The sequence below is a fragment of the Pseudomonas sp. OTU750018 genome (genome assembly GCF_011636575.1).
GTDB lineage: Bacteria > Pseudomonadota > Gammaproteobacteria > Pseudomonadales > Pseudomonadaceae > Aquipseudomonas > Aquipseudomonas peli.
The window spans coordinates 17,297-37,686 of record NZ_JAAPAU010000002.1 but is presented as its reverse complement, the minus strand read 5'-3'; the positions used below and the strand labels follow the sequence as shown (position 1 = coordinate 37,686).

General features: G+C 59.8%; 22 protein-coding genes. 19 read left to right on the top strand and 3 right to left on the bottom strand.

The window, feature by feature from the left end; translation table 11 throughout:
- Nucleotide 1: 1 nt before the first annotated feature.
- Entirely contained in the window at nucleotides 2-691 is a 690-nt protein-coding gene (locus tag HCI85_RS09130; RefSeq protein WP_167144415.1) for an alpha/beta family hydrolase, read from the bottom strand.
- 105 nt (nucleotides 692-796) lie between these two features.
- Between HCI85_RS09130 and ccoN (HCI85_RS09125) the strand changes: the two genes are divergently transcribed.
- From ccoN (HCI85_RS09125) to hemN, 15 genes are all read left to right on the top strand, one after another.
- Nucleotides 797-2,236, top strand: coding sequence for a cytochrome-c oxidase, cbb3-type subunit I (gene ccoN / locus HCI85_RS09125; protein ID WP_167144413.1), 1,440 nt, complete (start codon nucleotides 797-799; stop codon nucleotides 2,234-2,236).
- A complete protein-coding gene (gene ccoO, locus HCI85_RS09120; RefSeq protein WP_167144411.1) occupies nucleotides 2,236-2,844 on the top strand; it encodes a cytochrome-c oxidase, cbb3-type subunit II in 609 nt (202 codons plus the stop codon). The genes ccoN (HCI85_RS09125) and ccoO (HCI85_RS09120) overlap by 1 nt, the downstream gene beginning before the upstream one ends.
- Before the next feature lie 3 nt (nucleotides 2,845-2,847).
- The gene (locus tag HCI85_RS09115; protein WP_170050222.1) at nucleotides 2,848-3,033 is read left to right on the top strand and encodes a cbb3-type cytochrome oxidase subunit 3; all 186 of its coding nucleotides are present in this window, start codon (nucleotides 2,848-2,850) and stop codon (nucleotides 3,031-3,033) included.
- Nucleotides 3,030-3,968 (top strand): cytochrome-c oxidase, cbb3-type subunit III, encoded by a 939-nt coding sequence (gene ccoP, locus HCI85_RS09110; protein ID WP_167144409.1) that lies wholly within the window; start codon nucleotides 3,030-3,032, stop codon nucleotides 3,966-3,968. Before HCI85_RS09115 ends, ccoP (HCI85_RS09110) begins: the two co-directional genes overlap by 4 nt.
- A 370-nt stretch (nucleotides 3,969-4,338) precedes the next feature.
- Nucleotides 4,339-5,781 carry a cytochrome-c oxidase, cbb3-type subunit I gene (gene ccoN / locus HCI85_RS09105; protein WP_090256145.1) on the top strand — a complete coding sequence of 481 codons (1,443 nt, stop codon included), beginning with the start codon at nucleotides 4,339-4,341 and terminating at the stop codon, nucleotides 5,779-5,781.
- Nucleotides 5,781-6,389 (top strand): cytochrome-c oxidase, cbb3-type subunit II, encoded by a 609-nt coding sequence (ccoO, locus tag HCI85_RS09100; protein WP_090256144.1) that lies wholly within the window; start codon nucleotides 5,781-5,783, stop codon nucleotides 6,387-6,389. The genes ccoN (HCI85_RS09105) and ccoO (HCI85_RS09100) overlap by 1 nt, the downstream gene beginning before the upstream one ends.
- Nucleotides 6,390-6,395: 6 nt before the next feature.
- Nucleotides 6,396-6,581 (top strand): cbb3-type cytochrome oxidase subunit 3, encoded by a 186-nt coding sequence (locus HCI85_RS09095; protein ID WP_090256143.1) that lies wholly within the window; start codon nucleotides 6,396-6,398, stop codon nucleotides 6,579-6,581.
- Complete coding sequence (gene ccoP / locus HCI85_RS09090) at nucleotides 6,578-7,567, top strand: cytochrome-c oxidase, cbb3-type subunit III (RefSeq protein ID WP_160088552.1); 990 nt, start codon at nucleotides 6,578-6,580, stop codon at nucleotides 7,565-7,567. Before HCI85_RS09095 ends, ccoP (HCI85_RS09090) begins: the two co-directional genes overlap by 4 nt.
- 136 nt (nucleotides 7,568-7,703) lie before the next feature.
- Nucleotides 7,704-9,116 carry a cytochrome c oxidase accessory protein CcoG gene (ccoG, locus tag HCI85_RS09085; RefSeq protein ID WP_167144407.1) on the top strand — a complete coding sequence of 471 codons (1,413 nt, stop codon included), beginning with the start codon at nucleotides 7,704-7,706 and terminating at the stop codon, nucleotides 9,114-9,116.
- 12 nt (nucleotides 9,117-9,128) lie between these two features.
- The gene (locus HCI85_RS09080) at nucleotides 9,129-9,653 is read left to right on the top strand and encodes a FixH family protein (RefSeq protein WP_167144405.1); all 525 of its coding nucleotides are present in this window, start codon (nucleotides 9,129-9,131) and stop codon (nucleotides 9,651-9,653) included.
- Between the two features lie 8 nt (nucleotides 9,654-9,661).
- A complete protein-coding gene (locus HCI85_RS09075) occupies nucleotides 9,662-12,070 on the top strand; it encodes a heavy metal translocating P-type ATPase (protein ID WP_167144403.1) in 2,409 nt (802 codons plus the stop codon).
- A 38-nt stretch (nucleotides 12,071-12,108) separates the two neighbouring features.
- A complete protein-coding gene (locus HCI85_RS09070; RefSeq protein ID WP_167144401.1) occupies nucleotides 12,109-12,387 on the top strand; it encodes a hypothetical protein in 279 nt (92 codons plus the stop codon).
- A 3-nt stretch (nucleotides 12,388-12,390) separates the two neighbouring features.
- Nucleotides 12,391-12,609, top strand: coding sequence for a cbb3-type cytochrome oxidase assembly protein CcoS (ccoS, locus tag HCI85_RS09065; protein ID WP_167144399.1), 219 nt, complete (start codon nucleotides 12,391-12,393; stop codon nucleotides 12,607-12,609).
- Entirely contained in the window at nucleotides 12,602-13,285 is a 684-nt protein-coding gene (locus tag HCI85_RS09060; protein ID WP_167144396.1) for a sulfite exporter TauE/SafE family protein, read from the top strand. Before ccoS ends, HCI85_RS09060 begins: the two co-directional genes overlap by 8 nt.
- Nucleotides 13,286-13,372: 87 nt before the next feature.
- Nucleotides 13,373-14,755 carry an oxygen-independent coproporphyrinogen III oxidase gene (gene hemN, locus HCI85_RS09055; protein WP_167144394.1) on the top strand — a complete coding sequence of 461 codons (1,383 nt, stop codon included), beginning with the start codon at nucleotides 13,373-13,375 and terminating at the stop codon, nucleotides 14,753-14,755.
- Between the two features lie 26 nt (nucleotides 14,756-14,781).
- On the opposite strand, the gene HCI85_RS09050 is transcribed toward hemN, so the two are convergent.
- The gene (locus HCI85_RS09050) at nucleotides 14,782-15,246 is read right to left on the bottom strand and encodes a DUF1931 family protein (protein WP_167144392.1); all 465 of its coding nucleotides are present in this window, start codon (nucleotides 15,244-15,246) and stop codon (nucleotides 14,782-14,784) included.
- A gap of 153 nt (nucleotides 15,247-15,399) precedes the next feature.
- Here HCI85_RS09050 and fnr point away from each other — a divergent pair, with 153 nt between their 5' ends.
- The 4 genes from fnr (at nucleotide 15,400) to HCI85_RS09030 (ending at nucleotide 18,764) form a co-directional block, all read left to right on the top strand.
- On the top strand, nucleotides 15,400-16,134 hold the full coding sequence (gene fnr / locus HCI85_RS09045) for a fumarate/nitrate reduction transcriptional regulator Fnr (protein ID WP_090256133.1): 735 nt from the start codon (nucleotides 15,400-15,402) through the stop codon (nucleotides 16,132-16,134).
- A gap of 25 nt (nucleotides 16,135-16,159) precedes the next feature.
- Entirely contained in the window at nucleotides 16,160-16,708 is a 549-nt protein-coding gene (locus HCI85_RS09040) for an adenine phosphoribosyltransferase (protein ID WP_090256132.1), read from the top strand.
- A 112-nt stretch (nucleotides 16,709-16,820) separates the two neighbouring features.
- Nucleotides 16,821-17,621, top strand: coding sequence for an ion transporter (locus tag HCI85_RS09035; protein ID WP_446730780.1), 801 nt, complete (start codon nucleotides 16,821-16,823; stop codon nucleotides 17,619-17,621).
- A 315-nt stretch (nucleotides 17,622-17,936) separates the two neighbouring features.
- Complete coding sequence (locus HCI85_RS09030; protein ID WP_167144388.1) at nucleotides 17,937-18,764, top strand: metal-dependent hydrolase; 828 nt, start codon at nucleotides 17,937-17,939, stop codon at nucleotides 18,762-18,764.
- 23 nt (nucleotides 18,765-18,787) lie between these two features.
- On the opposite strand, the gene HCI85_RS09025 is transcribed toward HCI85_RS09030, so the two are convergent.
- The gene (locus HCI85_RS09025) at nucleotides 18,788-20,353 is read right to left on the bottom strand and encodes a cation:proton antiporter family protein (protein WP_167144386.1); all 1,566 of its coding nucleotides are present in this window, start codon (nucleotides 20,351-20,353) and stop codon (nucleotides 18,788-18,790) included.
- Between the last annotated feature and the right edge of the window lie 37 nt (nucleotides 20,354-20,390).

Sequence of the window (20,390 nt, the reverse complement as noted above, 5' to 3'; positions counted from 1 at the left end):
CCTATGCGCAGAGGAACTGCGCAATCGCATCGGCCGCCGTCTGCAGGTGCTGCTGATGGGTGAAGCCCGAGCTTTTTAGCGGCTTGAGGTCGTGATCCCCAGCGGTCAGCCAGTGCAGGTTGATCGCATCAGACAGTGCGTAACCTGCCACCGCCTGTCTATCGCCCAAGGCGTCGCGCTCGCCCTGAATGATCAACGTCGGCGTGCACAGCTCGGCTAAGTGCGCGACTCGTGGCTTTTCCGGCTTGCCGACGGCATAAAAGGGATAGCCCAAGCACACCAGCGCATCAGCGCCCAACTCATCAGCCAGCAGGCTGGCCATGCGTCCGCCCAAGGACTTGCCGCCAATGCCCAGCGGCCCTGCGACCTGTTGGCGCACCTGCCGAACCTGGGTATAGACCTCACGCCATTGCTCAAGCAGTTTGACCTGGGGGTTGGGCGGGCGTTTCTTGCCGTCCAGACGCCGCGCCGCCATGTAGGCGAACTCGAAGCGCAGTACGGCAACCCCACGTTCAGCAAGGCTTTGCGCCATGTTTTGCATAAACTCGCTGTCCATCGGCGCACCGGCGCCATGGGCCAGAATCAAGGTGGCGCGCGTCTCACCAAGCGGGCGATCCCACAGCCACGCGCCCTTACCCTGCCCCTGCACGTATTGATCCCCGTCAATACCCGCAACCTGCCCTTTGCTCATGCTTGCCTCGCTTAAAGAATCCGTTGGACTGCGACGCAGATCGTACAAGCCCGCAGCCGCTGATTTTCGATGATCTGCCTATAAACCGTGGATGGAAGCCCAGACATGAACACAGCAACCAGTTCCGCCTACAACTACAGGGTGGTTCGCCAATTCGCCATCATGACGGTGGTGTGGGGCATTGTCGGGATGGGGCTCGGCGTATTTATCGCCGCGCAACTGGCCTGGCCCGAACTCAACTTCAACCTACCGTGGACCAGCTTCGGCCGCCTGCGCCCGCTGCATACCAACGCTGTGATCTTCGCCTTTGGCGGTTGCGCGCTATTCGCCACCAGCTATTACGCGGTACAACGCACCTCGCAGGCCACCTTGTTCGCACCTAAGCTTGCCGCCTTCACCTTCTGGGGCTGGCAATTGGTAATCGTTCTGGCGGCCATCAGTTTGCCCATGGGCTGGACCAGCTCCAAGGAATACGCCGAACTGGAATGGCCGATCGACATTCTGATCACCATTGTCTGGGTCAGCTACGCCATCGTGTTCTTCGGCACGGTGATCAAACGTAACGTAAGCCATATCTACGTCGGCAACTGGTTCTTCGGCGGATTTATCCTCACCGTTGCACTGCTGCACCTGGTCAACAACCTGGAAGTACCGGTCACCCTGACTAAGTCCTACTCGGCCTATGCCGGGGCGACGGACGCGATGATCCAGTGGTGGTACGGCCACAACGCCGTGGGCTTTTTCCTTACCGCAGGCTTTCTGGGGATGATGTATTACTTCGTGCCCAAGCAGGCCGGGCGCCCGGTGTATTCCTACCGGTTGTCCATTGTGCATTTCTGGGCGCTGATTGCCGTGTACATCTGGGCCGGCCCTCACCATCTGCACTACACCGCGCTGCCGGACTGGGCGCAGAGCCTGGGCATGGTGATGTCGCTGATTCTGCTGGCACCCAGCTGGGGCGGCATGATCAACGGCATGATGACCCTCTCCGGAGCCTGGCATAAGCTGCGTACCGACCCGATTCTGCGCTTCCTCGTTGTATCGCTGGCGTTCTACGGCATGTCGACCTTCGAAGGTCCGATGATGGCGATCAAAACCGTCAATGCTCTATCCCATTACACCGACTGGACCATCGGCCACGTACATGCCGGCGCGCTGGGCTGGGTCGCCATGGTGTCGATCGGCTCGCTGTACCACATGCTGCCAAAAGTCTTTGGTCGCGACGAAATGCACAGCATCGCCCTGATCAACGTGCACTTCTGGTTCGCCACCATCGGCACCGTGCTCTACATCGCCTCGATGTGGGTCAACGGCATCGCCCAAGGCCTGATGTGGCGTGCAGTCAACGAAGACGGCACCCTCACTTACTCCTTCGTCGAAGCGCTTGAAGCCAGCCACCCCGGCTTTGTAGTACGGGTGATCGGCGGTGCGATCTTCTTCGCCGGCATGCTGGTGATGGCCTGGAACGTCTGGCAGACCGTGCGCCATACCAAAGCCGCCGAGATGGACGCCGCCGCGCAGTTTTCGCTTGAGGGAGCCCACTGATGAGACACGAAATACTCGAGAAGAACATCGGCCTGATGGCGCTGATGATGGTACTGGCGGTGAGCATCGGTGGCCTGACGCAGATCGTCCCGCTGTTCTTTCAAGACGTGACCAATGAGCCGGTGGCGGGCCTAAAGCCCTACACCGCGCTGCAGCTGGAAGGCCGTGATGTCTATATTCGTGAAGGCTGCGTCGGCTGTCATTCGCAGATGATTCGCCCGTTCCGCGCAGAAACCGAGCGCTACGGCCACTACTCGGTCGCTGGCGAAAGCGTCTACGACCACCCCTTCCTTTGGGGTTCCAAGCGTACCGGGCCAGACCTGGCCCGCGTTGGCGGCCGCTACTCGGATGAATGGCACCGTGCGCACCTCTACAACCCGCGCAACGTGGTGCCGGAATCGAAGATGCCGTCCTACCCCTGGCTGGTAGAAGGCACCCTGAGCGGCCAGGACACCCCGGCCAAAATGAAAGCCCTGCGCCTGGTTGGCGTGCCCTACAGCGACGACGACATCGCAGGCGCGAGCGAGGCTGTCAAAGGCAAGAGTGAAATGGATGCACTGGTCGCCTACCTGCAAGTGCTCGGCACAGCCGTGAAGAACAAGAGGTAGGTCATGTCATTCGACTTTATTGATATAGGCACCCTGCGCGGCATCGGCACTGCACTGGTTCTGCTGTCGTTTGTTTGCGTGACCCTGTGGGCTTACAGCGCTAAACGCCGCACGGCTTTCGATCAAGCCGCCCTGCTGCCCTTTGCCGATGAACCCACACTGGCTGCCCCAAGGAGCAAGACCCCATGAGCACTTTCTGGAGCTGGTACATCACCCTGCTGACCGTGGGCACCCTGCTCGCGTTGTTCTGGTTGATTTTTGCCACCCGTAAAAGCGAAGTTCACAAAAGCCCCACCGATCAAACCATGGGCCATGCCTTCGATGGTATTGAGGAATATGACAATCCACTGCCCAAGTGGTGGTTCATGCTGTTTCTCGGCACGCTGATCTTCTCAATTGGCTATCTGGTGCTGTATCCCGGCCTGGGCAGCTGGAAAGGCGTACTGCCCGGATACGAAGGCGGCTGGACGCAGGTCAAGCAATGGCAGCGTGAAGTCGATAATGCTGATGAGTTGTATGGGCCGATATTCGCCAAATATGCGGCGATGCCCCTGGAAGAAGTGGCTAAAGACGAACAAGCTCTAAAAATGGGTGGACGTATGTTTGCCACCTATTGCTCGGTTTGCCACGGCTCTGACGCCAAGGGTGCAGTGGGCTTCCCTAACCTGACCGACAACCACTGGCGCTGGGGCGGCGAGCCCAGCGTAATCAAAACTACCATCCTCAATGGCCGTATTGGGGCGATGCCGGCCTGGACGGCGGTTATTGGTGAAGACGGTGTACAACAGGTCGCAGCTTATGTCCGCAAGGACCTGGCAGGCCTGCCACTGCCCGCCGACAAGCGCTTTGATCTGGAAAAAGGTGCCGCCATTTTTGCCGCCAACTGCCAGGCTTGCCACGGCGCCAAAGGCACCGGCATGGCCATGCTGGGCGCTCCCGACCTGACCAAGCCGGCTGGCTGGATCTACGGCAGCAGCCTGGTGCAACTGCAGCAGACCATCCGCCATGGCCGTAACGGCCAGATGCCGGCGCAGGAGCAATACTTGGGCAACGACAAAGTGCATCTACTGGCGGCTTATGTACTGAGCCTGAGCCGGCAACAGCAGACCGTCACTGAGCAGTAATCGCTAAAACCGCACCACCTGGCTGGCGACTGACAGTCGCCAGCCCCTCCCTACCGAGTTCGGACAACCGTCCGGATCATGCGACCCAAGGTCGCACCCTTCCGACCAAGTGCACCCGTGACGTTTGACTTGAGCTAATCTTGTCGACAGTCGCCACCTGTCATAACTCCAAGGCGATTCCCATCTTTGCGCTACGCCTGTTTAGGCGTTTACTGCTCGCGGTTATGCTCTGCATTAGCGACCATGCAGGCTTACCAACAGCTCTGTAAGCCCTATCGCGCCGGCATGTGTCGTTGCAATGAGCACCTGCTTTCTCCATACTTGCCGCCGATTTTTGCCCCTAAAAAATCCATTAACCGTGGAACCCATAATGAGCACAGCAATCAGTCCGACTGCTTATAACTACAAGGTGGTTCGCCAGTTCGCCGTAATGACGGTGATTTGGGGAGTCATTGGCATGAGCCTGGGTGTTTTCATCGCCGCACAGCTGGTGTGGCCTGAACTTAACCTGGGTATGGAATGGACGAGCTTTGGCCGTCTGCGTCCGCTGCATACCAACGCGGTGATTTTCGCCTTCGGTGGTTGCGCGCTGATGGCCACCTCGTTCTACGTGGTGCAACGCACTAGCCAGGCACGCCTGATCTCTGATGGCCTTGCTGCCTTCGTATTCTGGGGCTGGCAAGCCGTGATCGTCGCTGCAGTGATCACTCTGCCGATGGGTTTCACCGGTTCCAAAGAATACGCCGAGCTAGAGTGGCCAATCGATATCCTCCTGGGCATCGTCTGGATCGCTTATGCCGTGGTGTTCTTCGGCACTATCGTCAAACGTCAGACCAAGCACATCTATGTGGGCAACTGGTTCTTCGGGGCCTTTATCCTGGTTACCGCGATGCTGCACATCGTCAACAGCGCGGCCGTTCCGGTTAGCCTGTTCAAGTCTTACTCGGCCTATGCCGGTGCGACTGACGCGATGATCCAGTGGTGGTACGGCCACAACGCCGTGGGCTTCTTCCTGACCACCGGCTTCCTGGGGATGATGTACTACTTCGTGCCGAAGCAGGCCGAGCGTCCGATCTACTCGTACCGCCTGTCCATCGTGCACTTCTGGGCGCTGATCACCCTGTACATCTGGGCCGGTCCGCACCACCTGCACTACACCGCATTGCCGGATTGGGCACAGTCCCTGGGCATGGCCATGTCGATCATCCTGCTGGCACCAAGCTGGGGCGGTATGATCAACGGCATGATGAGCCTGTCGGGTGCTTGGCATAAGCTGCGTACCGACCCAATCCTGCGCTTCTTGGTCGTTTCCCTGGCGTTCTACGGCATGTCGACCTTCGAAGGTCCGATGATGGCGATTAAGACCGTCAACGCCCTGTCGCACTACACCGACTGGACCATCGGCCACGTACATGCAGGTGCGCTCGGTTGGGTTGCGATGATCTCTATCGGTGCTCTGTACCACCTGCTGCCTAAAGTTTTTGGTCGCCCGCAGATGCACAGCGTTGGCCTGATCAACGCACACTTCTGGCTGGCCACTATCGGCACCGTGCTGTACATCGCCTCGATGTGGGTCAACGGCATCACCCAAGGCCTGATGTGGCGCGCAGTCAACGAAGACGGCACCCTCACCTATTCCTTCGTTGAAGCGCTGGAAGCCAGCCACCCAGGCTACGTTGTGCGCATGATTGGTGGTGCGTTCTTCGTCGCCGGCATGCTGCTGATGGCGTACAACACCTACCGCACCGTGCGTGCCGCCAAGGCTTCTGAATATGAAGCGGCTGCACAGATTCCTGCCGGAGTAGCGCACTGATGAAACACGAAATCATTGAGAAGAATATTGGCCTGATGGCGCTGCTGATGGTTCTGGCCGTCAGCATCGGTGGCCTGACTCAAATCGTTCCGCTGTTTTTCCAGGACGTTACCAACGAGCCGGTGGAAGGCCTCAAGCCATACACCGCGCTGCAACTGGAAGGCCGCGATGTGTACATCGCCAACGGCTGTGTCGGCTGCCACTCGCAGATGATTCGTCCGTTCCGTGCCGAAACCGAACGTTACGGCCACTACTCGGTAGCCGGTGAAAGCGTCTGGGATCACCCTTTCCTGTGGGGTTCAAAGCGTACCGGCCCGGACCTGGCTCGCGTCGGCGGTCGTTACTCGGATGAATGGCAGCGTGCGCACTTGTACAACCCGCGCAACGTAGTGCCTGAGTCGAAGATGCCGGCCTACCCTTGGCTGGTCGAGCACAAACTCGACGGCAAGGACACCGCCAAGAAGATGGAAGTCATGCGTGGCTTTGGTATCCCTTACACCGATGAAGACATCGCTGGGGCCAAGGACGCGGTAAAAGGCAAGACCGAAATGGACGCACTTGTGGCGTACCTGCAGGTTCTCGGCACTTCCATCAAGAACAAACGGTAACGCGCGATGGACATCGGGACTATTCGTGGCATAGGCACAGCAGTGGTGTTCATCGCCTTTATTGGCGTGGTGCTCTGGGCCTACAGCAGCAAGCGTAAATCCAGCTTCGACGAGGCCGCCAACCTGCCCTTCGCCGACGATCCCAAACCCAACGAGCGTGACGAGCAATCTTCCAGGAGCAATAACCAATGACCACGTTCTGGAGTTGGTACGTAACCATTCTGTCTCTGGGCACCATCTTTGCCCTGACTTGGCTGATCTTCGGCACCCGCAAGGGCCAGCGCGAAGAAACCACCGAAGAAACTGTCGGCCACTCCTTCGACGGTATCGAAGAGTTCGACAACCCGCTGCCCAAATGGTGGTTCATGTTGTTTGTTGGCACCATCATCTTCGCCCTCGGCTACCTGGCGCTCTACCCGGGCCTGGGTAACTGGAAAGGTCTGCTGCCAGGCTATGACTACCTCGATACCGAAGCGAAGAAGCCTTTCGCAACGAACATCGAAATTGCTGGTGGTGCCGAGCGCAATGCAGGCTGGACCGGTGTGCATCAGTGGGAAAAGGAAATGGCCAAGGCTGAAAGCCAGTACGGCCCGATCTTTGCCAAATATGCTGCCATGCCGATCGAGCAAGTGGCTCAGGACGAGCAAGCGTTGAAAATGGGCGGCCGCCTGTTTGCCTCCAACTGCTCGGTCTGCCACGGCTCTGATGCCAAGGGCGCATATGGCTTCCCGAACCTGACTGACAATGACTGGTTGTATGGCGGCGAGCCGGAAACCATCAAAACCACCATCATGGCCGGCCGTCAGGCGGCGATGCCAGCGTGGAAGGACAGCATCGGCGAAGAAGGCATCCGTAACGTTGCCGGCTACATTCGCACCCTCTCGGGTTTGAAAAATCCGGAAGGTATTGAAGTTGACCTTGCCGCAGGTCAAAACATCTTCGCGACCAATTGTGCAGTCTGTCATGGCGCTGAAGGTAAGGGCCAACAGGCCATGGGCGCACCTAACCTGACCGACAAAATCTGGCTCTACGGCTCCAGTTTTGCTCAGGTGCAACAAACTCTGCGCTACGGCCGTAACGGCAAGATGCCCGCCCAAGCTGATTTCTTGGGCAACGATAAAGTGCATCTGCTAGCGGCTTACGTGTACAGCCTGTCGCAAGCAAAAATCGAGAAGTAATTCTCCTGCCTGGCAGGCGCGACCGCAGGTCGCACCTGCTGGGCAATCGTCAGGCGTACCATAGCGCAAGAGCCCGTATGACCCCGGCCGGCACGTATCGACCAGGGCAGCCAATCAACCGCCGTGGTACAAACTGATGAGCGCACAGATTCCAGTTAAAGACGTCACCCCTGCCCCGGCCAAGGTCGAAGTTGTTGACCTGTACGCCAACCGCGAAAAAATCTACACCCGCTCCTTCACCGGCATTTTCCGCAACTTGCGTATGCTCGGTGGCGCAGCCCTCTTCCTGTTGTACTTCGGCACCGTATGGTTGACCTGGAACGGCCGTCAGGCCGTCTGGTGGAACCTGCCGGAGCGCAAGTTTTATATCTTTGGCTCGACGTATTGGCCGCAGGACTTCGTCCTGCTCTCCGCGCTGCTGATCATCGCCGCCTTCGGCCTGTTTTTTATTACCGTATTCGCCGGTCGCGTGTGGTGCGGCTACACCTGCCCACAGAGCGTCTTCACCTGGGTGTTCATGTGGGCGGAGAAAGTCACTGAAGGTGATCGCAACCAACGCATGAAGCTCGACAAAGCGCCGATGACCACGCAGAAATTTCTGCGCAAGCTGGCTAAACACAGCATCTGGGTTGGCGTGTCATTGGTCACAGCCATCACCTTCGTCGGCTACTTCACGCCAATTCGCGAGCTGATCACCGAACTGTTCACTTTGCAAGCCGGTGGCTGGGCACTGTTCTGGGTAGGCTTCTTTACCCTTGCGACCTACGGCAACGCCGGCTACCTGCGCGAGCAAGTGTGCATCTACATGTGCCCCTACGCGCGCTTCCAAAGCGTAATGTTCGACCAGGACACCCTGATCGTCTCCTATGACCCACGCCGCGGCGAACACCGTGGCCCACGCAAGCGTGATGCGGACTACAAGGCCGAGGGCCTGGGTGACTGCATCGACTGCAAAATGTGCGTACACGTCTGCCCCACTGGCATCGACATCCGTGACGGCCTACAGATCGAATGCATCGGCTGCGCCGCGTGCGTCGATGCCTGCGACAGCATCATGGAGAAAATGAACTACCCGAAAGGGCTGATCAGTTACACCACCGAGCACAACCTGTCTGGCCAGAAGACCAATCTGGTGCGGCCACGCCTGATCGGTTACGCCATCGCCCTGCTGGCGATGCTCTGCGTGTTCGCCTGGGCCATCGCCGACCGTTCGCTGGTGGAGCTGGATGTACTCAAGGACCGCGTGCTCTACCGCGAGAACGAAGAAGGCCGGATCGAGAACGTCTACACCCTGAAGATCATGAACAAGGCCCAGCACGAGGTCACGTACCTGATCGAAGCCGACGGCCTCGACGGCCTGGTGTACGAAGGCAAGCGCGAAATCAAAGCGATCGCAGGCGAGGTACTGTCGCTACCGGTCGAATTGTCCATCGACCCTGAAAAACTGCCTTCTAGCACCAATGAAATCACCTTCCACCTGCACTCGGTGGATGATCCAAGTATCAAAACCGACGCCGCCAGCCGCTTTATCGGCCCCAGCGTGCGCTGATTAGAGAAGACCATGACTGAGCCCATAGCTGAAAAGAACGCTGAGATCATCAAGCCCTGGTACAAGCAATTCTGGCCCTGGTTCCTGATTGGCCTGTTGGCCTATTCAGTGGTGCAGGGGCTGACCCTGCTGACCATCGCCACAAAGAACCCGCCGGGGCTGATCTCCGATGACTATTACGATGTCGGCAAAGGCATCAACCAGTCATTGGAGCGGGAAAATCACGCTATTCGCCTGAAGCTGCATGCCACCTTGCTGCTCAACGATGACAACGGCATTGCGACCCTGCAACTGAGCGGCAACAGCCGTCCACAGCAGCTGGTGCTTAACCTGATCTCGCCGACGCAACCCGAACGTGACCGCCGGGTGATTCTGCAACCGCAGGCCGATGGCAGTTACAGCGGCCAGATGATCGATGCCGTGCAAGGCCGTCGTTTTGTGGAGCTGGTCGGCCAGGAAGGCGGCAAGGACTGGCGCCTGTTTGAAGAAGAAAACGTGAAAAGCGGGCAGAACATTCTCCTCGGGGATGCTCAATAAGCGCACCGATGAGCACCCCAACTCCCTGCTATCACTGTGGCCTGCCGGTTCCCGCCGGCAGCCGTTTCCAGGCTCAGGTACTGGGCGCAACCCGTGAAATGTGTTGTCCGGGCTGTCAGGCAGTGGCTGACGCCATCGTCAGTGGCGGCCTGGAACACTATTACAAACACCGCAGCGAAAGCGCCGCCAATCCGCAAAGCCTGCCTCAGGCGTTACCGGATGAATTGGCGCTATACGACCGCCGCGACGTGCAACAACCCTTTGTCGAGCACGACGGCGAACTCAGCGAAACCTGCCTGCTGATCGAAGGGATCAGTTGCGCCGCTTGTGGCTGGTTGATCGAGAAGCATCTGCGCAGCCTGCCGGGTGTCAGCGAGGCGCGCCTCAACTTATCCAACCACCGATTGCAGGTGCGCTGGGCCGACAGTCAACTGCCGCTCAGCGGCCTGCTCAAAACGCTGCGCAAGATCGGCTATGCCGCTCACCCCTGGCAGGCGGATGCCGCCGCTGAACAGCTGCAGCGCGAGAACCGCCGCGCCATGCGTGAACTGGGCGTGGCCGGCATGCTGTGGATGCAGGTGATGATGGCAACCATGGCCACCTGGCCGGAATTCAACATCGACCTCAGCCCCGAGCTGGACAAGATCCTGCGCTGGGTCAGCCTGTTTCTCACCACGCCGATAGTCTTCTACTGCTGCGGGCAATTCTTCAGGGGGGCGCTGCGTGACTTACGCACCCGCCACCTGACCATGGATGTGTCGGTATCCCTGGCGATTGGCGGTGCATATATCGCCGGTATCTGGTCAACGGTGACGGGCCAGGGTGAACTGTATTTCGACGCAGTGGGCATGTTTGCCCTATTCCTCCTGGCAGGCCGCTACCTGGAACGCCGTGCCCGTGAGCGCACAGCAGCCGCCACCGCACAGCTGGTCAACCTGCTGCCAGCCTCTTGCTTGCGCCTGACGGCCGACGGCCAAAGTCAGCGCATTCTGTTGAGTGAACTGCACATTGGCGATCAGGTGCTGGTCCCCCCCGGCGCTCTGCTGCCCGCTGATGGGCGCATTGTTCAGGGCCAGTCGAGCGTGGATGAATCGTTGCTGACCGGTGAATACCTGCCGCAACCGCGTAACACGGGCGACAGCGTCACGGCGGGCACCCTTAACGTAGAAGGCCCGCTGCAGATTGAAGTGCAGGCGCTTGGTGATGCTACGCGCCTATCGGCCATCGTCCGCCTGCTGGAGCGCGCGCAGAGCGACAAACCACGCCTAGCGGTATTGGCCGACAATGTTGCGCAGTGGTTCCTGCTGATCGTTCTGGTGGTAGCCGCCATCGTCGGTCTGGCTTGGTGGCAACTCGACCCGTCACGCGCGTTCTGGATCGTGCTTTCCTTGCTGGTCGCCACCTGCCCTTGCGCACTCGCCCTGGCCACGCCCACAGCACTGACCGCCGCCACGGGTTCTCTGCACAAACTGGGCATGCTGCTGACCCGCGGCCATGTACTCGAAGGGCTCAATCAGATTGACACCCTGGTGCTGGACAAGACCGGCACCCTCACCGAAGGTCGCCTGACCCTTGGTGCCATTCATCCTCTACGCGAGCTGGATGCCGACAGCTGCCTCGCATTGGCCGCCGCGCTGGAAAACCGCTCAGAACATCCAATCGCCCGCGCCTTCGGCCAGGCACCAGAAGCCGCCGAAGCGGTCGACAGCCATCCGGGCCTGGGGCTGCAAGGACGGGTTGGCAACCGAATACTGCGTATTGGCGAAGCCAGTTTCGTCTGCGCGTTGAGCGCTCAGCCCGTGCCAGCGATTACCAGTGAACATGGCCAATGGTTGCTGCTGGGTGATGAGCAAGGGCCGTTGGCCTGGTTCGTATTGAATGACCGCCTGCGCGAAGACGCCCCGCAACTGATCAACATGGCCAAAGCCAAAGGCTGGCAGATCATGCTGCTGTCCGGCGACAGCTCGCCCATGGTCGGCGAAGTGGCACGCCAGCTGGGTATCACAGACGCGCGTGGTGGCCTCACGCCAGATGCCAAGCTGGAGGTATTGAAGCAGCTGCACAGCCAGGGCCGCCGGGTACTGATGCTGGGTGACGGGGTTAACGATGTGCCCGTGTTAGCCGCCGCCGACATCAGCGTGGCCATGGGCAGCGCCACCGACCTGGCCAAAACCAGCGCTGATGCCGTGCTCCTATCCAACCGTCTGAGCAGCCTGGTGCAAGCTCTACACATGGCGCAACGAACACGCCACATCATCATCGAGAACCTCGCCTGGGCCAGCCTGTACAATGGCCTGGTACTGCCCTTCGCCGCCATTGGCTGGATCACTCCGATCTGGGCCGCGCTGGGTATGTCAGTCAGCTCACTGGTGGTGGTGGTCAACGCACTGCGCCTGACTCGCCTGCCTCGGCAGTAAGCTGTCAAACAGCCCACTAAAACGCTCGGCGAGGTCTTATGCGAAACAACGTGACTGGCAAGATTGCCTGGTGGGTGCGCTTATTAGCCGTAATGCTGTTAAGCATGCAGCTGTTTATGGCCTACCACTTTGCCACCGCGCTGATCCGTCAGCAGACCACACTCAGCAGCCTGTTTACTGACAGTCTGCCGGACACCCTGATCATGCTTTTCCTTAATGCTCTGTTTGCCTTCGTCGCGCTGACCGGCTGCAGCCCTGACAAACTCTTCCCAGTTGCCAGTCTCGATCTGCGGCAACTCTTGCGCCGGAGCCACTAAGCCATGCCCGCCCTCTATATCCTGATACCGGTCGCGATTGCCCTGGTGGGCTTTGCCATCTGGCTGTTCTTCTGGGCGGTGGACAGCGGTCAGTACGATGACCTCGACGGCCCGGCCCATAGCATCCTGTTCGACGATGAAGACCCCAAGCACACCGCAGCCGTAAGCCAGCAGCAACAAGACCAGCACAAAGACTCGCAGCAGGACAAGCCCGGTGCTTGAGCTACTGCCGCTGCTGGTTTCAGCGCTGATCCTCGGCCTGCTCGGTGGCGGCCACTGCCTGGGCATGTGCGGCGGCCTGATGGGCGCCCTGACCCTGGCCATCCCACCCGAGCAGCGCGCACAACGCTTTCAGCTACTGCTTGCCTACAACCTGGGACGCATCTTCAGTTACAGCCTGGCCGGCCTGCTGCTTGGCCTGGCGGGCTGGGCATTAGCCAATAGCCCTTTGGTCATGGGCCTGCGGGTGATTGCGGCGTTGCTGCTGGTCGCCATGGGGCTGTATCTGGCCGGCTGGTGGAGTGGCCTGACCCGTATCGAGGCGCTAGGCCGTGGCCTATGGCGGCATATTCAACCGCTGACCCGGCGCTTTATGCCAGTCACCAGCCTGCCCCGCGCCTTGCTGCTCGGCAGCCTGTGGGGCTGGCTGCCCTGCGGCCTGGTCTACAGCACCCTGCTGTGGGCCGCCAGCCAAGGTAATGCAGTCGACAGCGCCGCGCTGATGTTTGCCTTTGGCCTCGGCACCCTGCCAGTGCTACTGGCCACCGGCATGGCCGCCGAACGTCTGACCGCCCTGCTGCGCAAGCAGGGCGTACGTATGGCCGGCGGCATTCTGGTAATCCTTTTTGGTCTCTGGACCCTGCCTGGACCGCACCAGCACTGGTTGATGGGCCACTAGCAGGCGGCCGCTTGATACAGGTCAAAACACCCCAGGCGCAGCGCTCTTAGACTGCCCGGCATTGATAGCCAAACCGGGAATACCCGCATGCTCAACGCCATCCAGTGGGACAGCACTCTGATCCGCCGCTACGACCAGGCCGGCCCGCGCTACACCTCCTACCCGACTGCCGTGCAGTTTCATGAGCGTGTCAGCCAGTTCGACCTGCTGCATGCCCTGCGCGACAGCCGCAAAGCCCTGCGGCCGCTGTCGCTGTATGTGCACATCCCGTTTTGCGCGCACATTTGTTATTACTGCGCCTGCAACAAGGTGATCACCAAGGATCGCGGCCGCGCCCAGCCCTATCTGGAAAAACTCGAACGTGAAATAGAGATCATCAGCCGCCATCTCGACCCGCAGCAGAAGGTCGAACAGCTGCACTTCGGCGGCGGCACGCCGACTTTTCTCAGCCACGATGAACTGCGCCACCTGATGAGCCACCTGCGCCAGCACTTCAACCTGCTGGATGACGATAGCGGCGACTGCAGCATCGAGATCGACCCGCGCGAAGCCGATTGGTCGACCATGGGCCTGCTCCGTGAGCTGGGTTTCAACCGCGTCAGCCTGGGCGTGCAAGACCTCGACCCTGCCGTACAGCGCGCGGTCAATCGTTTGCAGACCCTGGAGGAAACCCGCGCCATCGTCGAAGCCGCGCGCACCCTGCAGTTCCGCTCGGTGAACATCGACCTGATCTACGGCCTGCCGCTGCAAACGCCAGAACGCTTCGCCCGTACCGTGGCCGAGGTGATTGCCCTGCAACCTGATCGCCTGTCGCTGTTCAACTATGCGCACCTGCCGGAGCGCTTTATGCCGCAGCGGCGGATCAACACCAGTGACCTGCCAAGTCCTGGCGACAAACTGGCCATGCTGCAGGCCAGCATCGAGCAACTAAGCGCCGCCGGTTACCGCTATATCGGCATGGATCACTTCGCCCTGCCCGACGACGAACTGGCCAGCGCCCAGGAAGACGGCAGCCTGCAACGCAACTTCCAGGGCTACACCACCCACGGTCATTGCGACCTGATTGGCCTGGGTGTTTCATCGATCAGCCAGATTGGCGAACTTTACTGCCAGAACAACAGCGACCTGAGCAAATACCAGGACAGCCTTGGCCACAGCGAACTGGCCACCCTGCGCGGCCTGCACTGCGATGCCGACGACCGCGTGCGCCGGGCGGTGATTCAACAGCTGATCTGTCATTTTCAGCTGCGCTTTGCAGATATCGAGCAGGCCTACGCCATCGATTTTCGCAATTACTTCGCCGGGGTCTGGCCGCAGCTGCAGCAGATGGCCAATGATGGGTTGATCGAGCTGACTGCCCAAGGCATCGAGGTACGGCCAGCGGGCCGCCTGCTGGTGCGCTCGCTGTGCATGCTGTTTGATCGCTACCTTAGCGAGCTAAACCAGCAGCGTTTTTCCCGGGTGATATAGCAGCCTGCGGACCGTAAAACCGGGGTTTATTTCATGACCAGGCTGGCCACTTCCTGCATCTGCTGATCACTGAGGTCCTGCTCGCGCAGGGTCTTGATCAGCGTCGCGTTGGCGCTGCTCAACGCGCCCTGCAGCGAAGCCAGCTCGCCCTGCAGCGTCTCGATCTTTATGCGTTTGGCCTCGGGATCGAGGCTCTGGTCCTGCATGACCTCTTTCAGCTCGTTTCTCTTCGCCTCGATCTGCGCTTTGAGCTCGCGGATTCTCTTGAGCAGATCCTTGACCACGTCCGGCAGGCTGCTCTCATCAATGTCGCGGTTCTTCTGTGCCGCAGCAGAGCGCGCCTTTCCCTGCTCTGACAGGCTTACCCGTAGACTGTCGCGAAACGCCTGCTTATCCGCCTCGCTACTCTCTGCAACGCCCTCAGCCGCAGCGCTCTTACGCTCCAGCGCAAGGTTCATGCGGGTGCTCAATTGAGTCGATTCCAGACGCATACGAATGCTCCTTGCAGATATTGAAAGCAATCTGATTTATCGGCCGCACCGGATAAAACTTGAACATTCGATCAGACTGCGCCCTAGTGGCCCTAGCCTGCACCCTGCTGTAACCTTACGGCTATTGTGTGTTTACCCTCAGGATCACCAGCGATGTCCGAAAGCATCAAGTTGCATACCCCACACCAAGCCCATTGCAAGGATTGCAGCCTGGCGAGTCTGTGCCTGCCGCTGTCCCTGAACCTGGAAGACATGGACGCGCTCGACGAAATCGTCAAACGCGGCCGCCCGCTGAAAAAGGGCGAATTCCTGTTCCGCCAGGGCGATGCCTTCAACTCGGTGTTCGCGGTACGTTCCGGTGCACTGAAAACCTTCAGCCTGAGCGACAGCGGCGACGAACAGATCACCGGCTTCCACCTGCCCAGCGAGCTAGTCGGTCTGTCTGGCATGGACAGTGACGCGTACCCGGTGTCAGCAATGGCTCTGGAAACCACCTCAGTGTGCGAAATCCCCTTCGAGCGCCTCGATGAGCTGTCGGTGCAGCTGCCGCAACTGCGCCGCCAGCTGATGCGCATCATGAGCCGGGAGATCCGCGACGATCAGCAGATGATGCTGTTGCTCTCGAAGAAAACCGCCGATGAACGCATCGCCACGTTCCTGGTCAACCTCTCGGCCCGCTTCCGCGCCCGCGGCTTCTCGGCCAATCAGTTCCGCCTGGCCATGTCGCGCAACGAAATTGGTAACTATTTGGGCCTTGCGGTGGAGACCGTATCGCGGGTATTTACCCGCTTCCAACAGAACAAGCTGCTCGAAGCCGAAGGCAAAGAAGTGCATATCCTCGACCCCATCGAGTTGTGCGCCCTGGCCGGCGGTAACCTCGAGGGCTGATCGACCCGCCCTGAGGACCTAACCGATGATCTTCGACGAATTCACTATCAAAACCCTGATCCGCCCGGTGCTGGACTTCCCCAAGCCGGGGGTGATCTTTCGCGATATCACCCCGCTGTTTCAGTCGCCACGTGCTCTGCGCATGGTGGCCGACAGCTTTATCCAGCGCTACGTCGAAGCCGATTTCAGCCATATCGGCGCCATGGATGCGCGCGGTTTTCTGATCGGCTCGATCATCGCCTATGAACTGAACAAGCCGCTGATCCTGTTCCGCAAGCAAGGCAAGCTGCCCGCCGACGTGCTCAGCGAGAGCTACCAGACCGAGTACGGCGAAGCCAAGCTGGAAGTCCATGCCGACAGCCTCTGCGAAGGCGACAAGGTGCTGATTTTCGATGACCTGATCGCCACCGGCGGCACCCTGCTGGCCGCCGCACAACTGGTGCGGCGCATGGGCGCAAGCATCATCGAAGCCGCCGCAATCATAGACCTGCCCGAACTGGGCGGCTCGCAAAAACTGCAGGACAGCGGTATCCCCACCTTTGCCCTGACCAGCTTCGCCCTCACCGATCAATAACTCTGCTCAACGGCCCTGACCGCAGCGCTGCATGTCCGGGCCTGGCTGCCCCTCGCGAACTGATTCGCTCACCGCTTACACAAGAACCCCACAGACCATGAACGAAACACCCATGAACCCGCCATCCAATCATTGGCGTCTGCGCCTCGGCGCGCTGATGGAAAGCACAGCCATCACCCGCCTGGTCACCGCCCTGATCATTCTCAACGCCGCAATTCTCGGCATCCAGACCTACCCAAGCCTGATGGCCGAGTGGGGCGAATTGCTGCTGACGCTGGATCAGCTAATTCTCGCGGTATTTATCCTGGAGCTGGCGCTGCGCTTTGTCGCCCGCGGCCTGGCCTTGCTGCGCGATCCGTGGGCGGTATTTGACTGCCTGGTGGTGGGCGTAGCCCTGGTGCCGTCCAGCGGTCCATTCGCCGTGCTGCGTGCGCTGCGCGTGTTGCGGGTGCTGCGGCTGATTTCGATCAACCCGAACATGCGCCGGGTGGTCGAAGCCCTGCTGTCCTCGCTGCCGGGCATGAGCAGCATCGCCATGCTGCTCGGCCTGGTGTTTTACGTGGCAGCGGTGATGGCCACGCAACTGTTCGGCGCGGCCTTCCCCGAATGGTTCGGCAGCCTCGGTGCCAGCCTCTATACCTTGTTCCAAGTGATGACCTTGGAAAGCTGGTCGATGGGCATCGTGCGCCCGGTTATGGAGCAGTTCCCGCTGGCGTGGATGTATTTCTTGCCGTTTATCCTGATTGCCACCTTTATGATGCTCAACCTGTTTATCGCTGTGGTGGTCAATGCCATGCAGACCACCCATGAGCAGGAAGCCAAACTCGCTCCGCCCTCGCCCACCGAGCAATTGCTACTCGATGAACTGCGCGCCCTGCGCACCGAAGTTGCCGAGCTGCGCCAGCAACGCTGAGGCCCACGGCTGCAAAACCGCAAGTATCAGTACTGCATCGCGCCGGCCTGGCGCGATGCAGTACTGGCATAGATCGTATTCCCGTCACGCCCCTCTCCCTGCGAGCTCGCGCCCTTAAAGCGCCTGAGCCTGACGAACTGTCCGACAACTATCCATAAGTTGGCGCAATTCCAGCCGCCCTGGCCAGGAATGACCTCGCGCCTAAAACGCCCTCGGCTAAAGATTAATCACGGCCCAAGACAGCCCAGCCTGTCGTCCCAAGCCCTAAAACAAGAGCGGTCGCGAACGCGATCAATATGCCGAGGAGTCGCCCTTATGACAGCCAAAACCAGCACCCCAACCGCCAGCTTTCCCGTACGCCGCATGGACTTCACCTTCGATGAAAGCCAGAAGTTCTGGTTTGCCGGCGACCCATTCATGAGTCACTTCATGAACAATCTGTCGTCACTGTTTCCCTATGGTGAGAAATTCTTTGTCGACAGCGTGCGCGCCGTGCGCGAGAAGGTCACCGAGCCGCAGCTGAAGAAGGACATCAGCGCGTTTATCGGCCAGGAAGCCATGCATTCGAAAGAGCACGCGGCCTATAACGACTACGCCGCCGAGCACAATATCGACCTGGAGCTGCTGGAACTGCGCATCAAGGTGCTATTGGAGTGGGTGACCAAGATCACCACCAAGAAGCAGCGCCTGGCCGCCACCTGCGCCCTGGAGCACTTCACCGCAACCATGGCCGAGCAACTGCTGCAACGCGAAGACCTGACCACCCAGATGAATGACCCCAAGCTCTATCAACTGTGGATGTGGCACGCGATTGAAGAGAACGAACACAAGGCGGTCTGCTACGACGTGTACCAGAAGGTCTATGGCGGCTACTTCACCCGCGTTGGCATGATGGCGATTTCCACAGTGATCTTCTTCGGCGTGATTGGCTGGTTCCAGCTGCACCTGCTGCGCAAGGACGGCCAACTGCTCAACTGGCGCAGCTGGGGCAAAGGCCTGAAAACCCTGTTCGGCCCACGCAACGGCTTCCTAACCAAACTGATCCTGCCGTATCTGGACTACTACCGCCCGGGCTTCCATCCGCTGGACCACGATAGCAAAGCGCTGGAAAAACGCTGGCGCCAGCGTCTGGGCTTCAGCTAAGCCCAGCGTGCCGAGGTTGACCGCTAATCCGCGTCAGCCTCGGCACGGCTTTTCAGCGTGCGCAATACATGTTCGGCCAGACCGGCACCCGCCTCGCTCATGGTCAGGTAAGTACGGTCGGCACCGGCCTGCTGAATGCGCATGGCAATATCCTCATACAGCGCGTGTGACACCACCAACCCGTTAAAGCCGCGCTCGCGCAGCTTCTGCGTGGCAATCACCTTGGCCTCTTCATCATTCAGCGCCAGGATCACCGCGTCGATATTGGGCATTTGCAGGTGCTGCCAAAACATCGGGTCCTCACCGTCGGCAAACAGCACGCTACGCCCCACCTTGTTGCTCTGCTCGATCACCACTGGGTCGGAATCCAGGCCCACTACCTGATAGCCCTTCTCCCGCAAGTAGTCATAGGCTGCACGTCCAGTACGCCCCATGCCCATTACCAGCACCTGGGAAAGGCCGAGAGAAACAGGCTGTTCATCCGGATGACGGATATTGCGCTCCAGGGCAGTCAGACGTTTAGCCAGGCGCTCGTATAGCGGGTGAACAACTCGGTTGAGCGGCGCGGAAATCACAAAGGACAGCGCAACGGTAATCGCCAGGGGAATCATCCACTCCGGCAGTACCACGCTGGCCATGATCAGGCCAAACTCGCTGTAGTTGGTCAAGCTGACGCTGCTGAGAAAGGCACTGCGCGCGCGCAGGCGGAACAGCAGAAAGAGAAAGAAGAACAGCACGCCCTTGAGCGGCAACAGCACGGCCATGACCAGGGCAAACTTCAAGGCAGCGGCATCCGGCAGGCCGCCAATGCCGATCTGCAGAAAGAAGCCGACCAGAAAGATTTCCTTGATGCCCCACAGCGAGTTGGCCAGCTCGGTGGCGCGCTTGTGTTTGGCCAGCATGGCACCAAAGGCCAATGCGCCTAACTCGGAACTCAGCCCCAGTTGCTCGAAGCCGTAACCGCCCAGTACCAGCGCAAGTAGCAGACCGAGCAGCACCATCAGCTCCTCATGACCGCTGACATCGAGCAGCTTAAACAGCAACGGCCGCAGCAGTGGCAAACCGAACAGCAGCAGCGCCCAGGCCGAAGGCACCTTGCCACTGGCCAGGCTCATCACCACCAGGGCAATCAGGTCCTGGATGATCAACACGCCAATCGCCACCCGCCCGTGGAAGGCGCGCAGCTCGCGCTTGCCCTCCAGCACCTTGGCCGCCAGCACCGTGCTGGAAAACGACAAGGCAATGGCCAGCAGTAACCCCTGCTCCCAGGGTAGTTCCAACAGCAACAGAATCGCTGGAAGAAAGATCAGACTGGAAATAGCGAAATGCAGCAGACCGCCACCGATCACCTCACGCCGCACCAGGTTGCCGATTTTCAGCTTGAGGCCCACGGTAAACAGCAACAGCAGCACACCCAGGTGGGCGATGTGATCCAACGCTGCGGTGTCATGCGGGCCAACCCCGATATGCTCGCCAAAACCGGCCAGAGCAAAGCCAGCCCCCAGGTAGCCCACTAGCGGCGGCAGACCAATACCTCGCGCCACCAGCCCCATGACAAAGGCAAAGGCAATCCAGGTGGCTTCAATCATAGGGGGTCCTTAATGGGGCAAACGACGAAACAGCGCG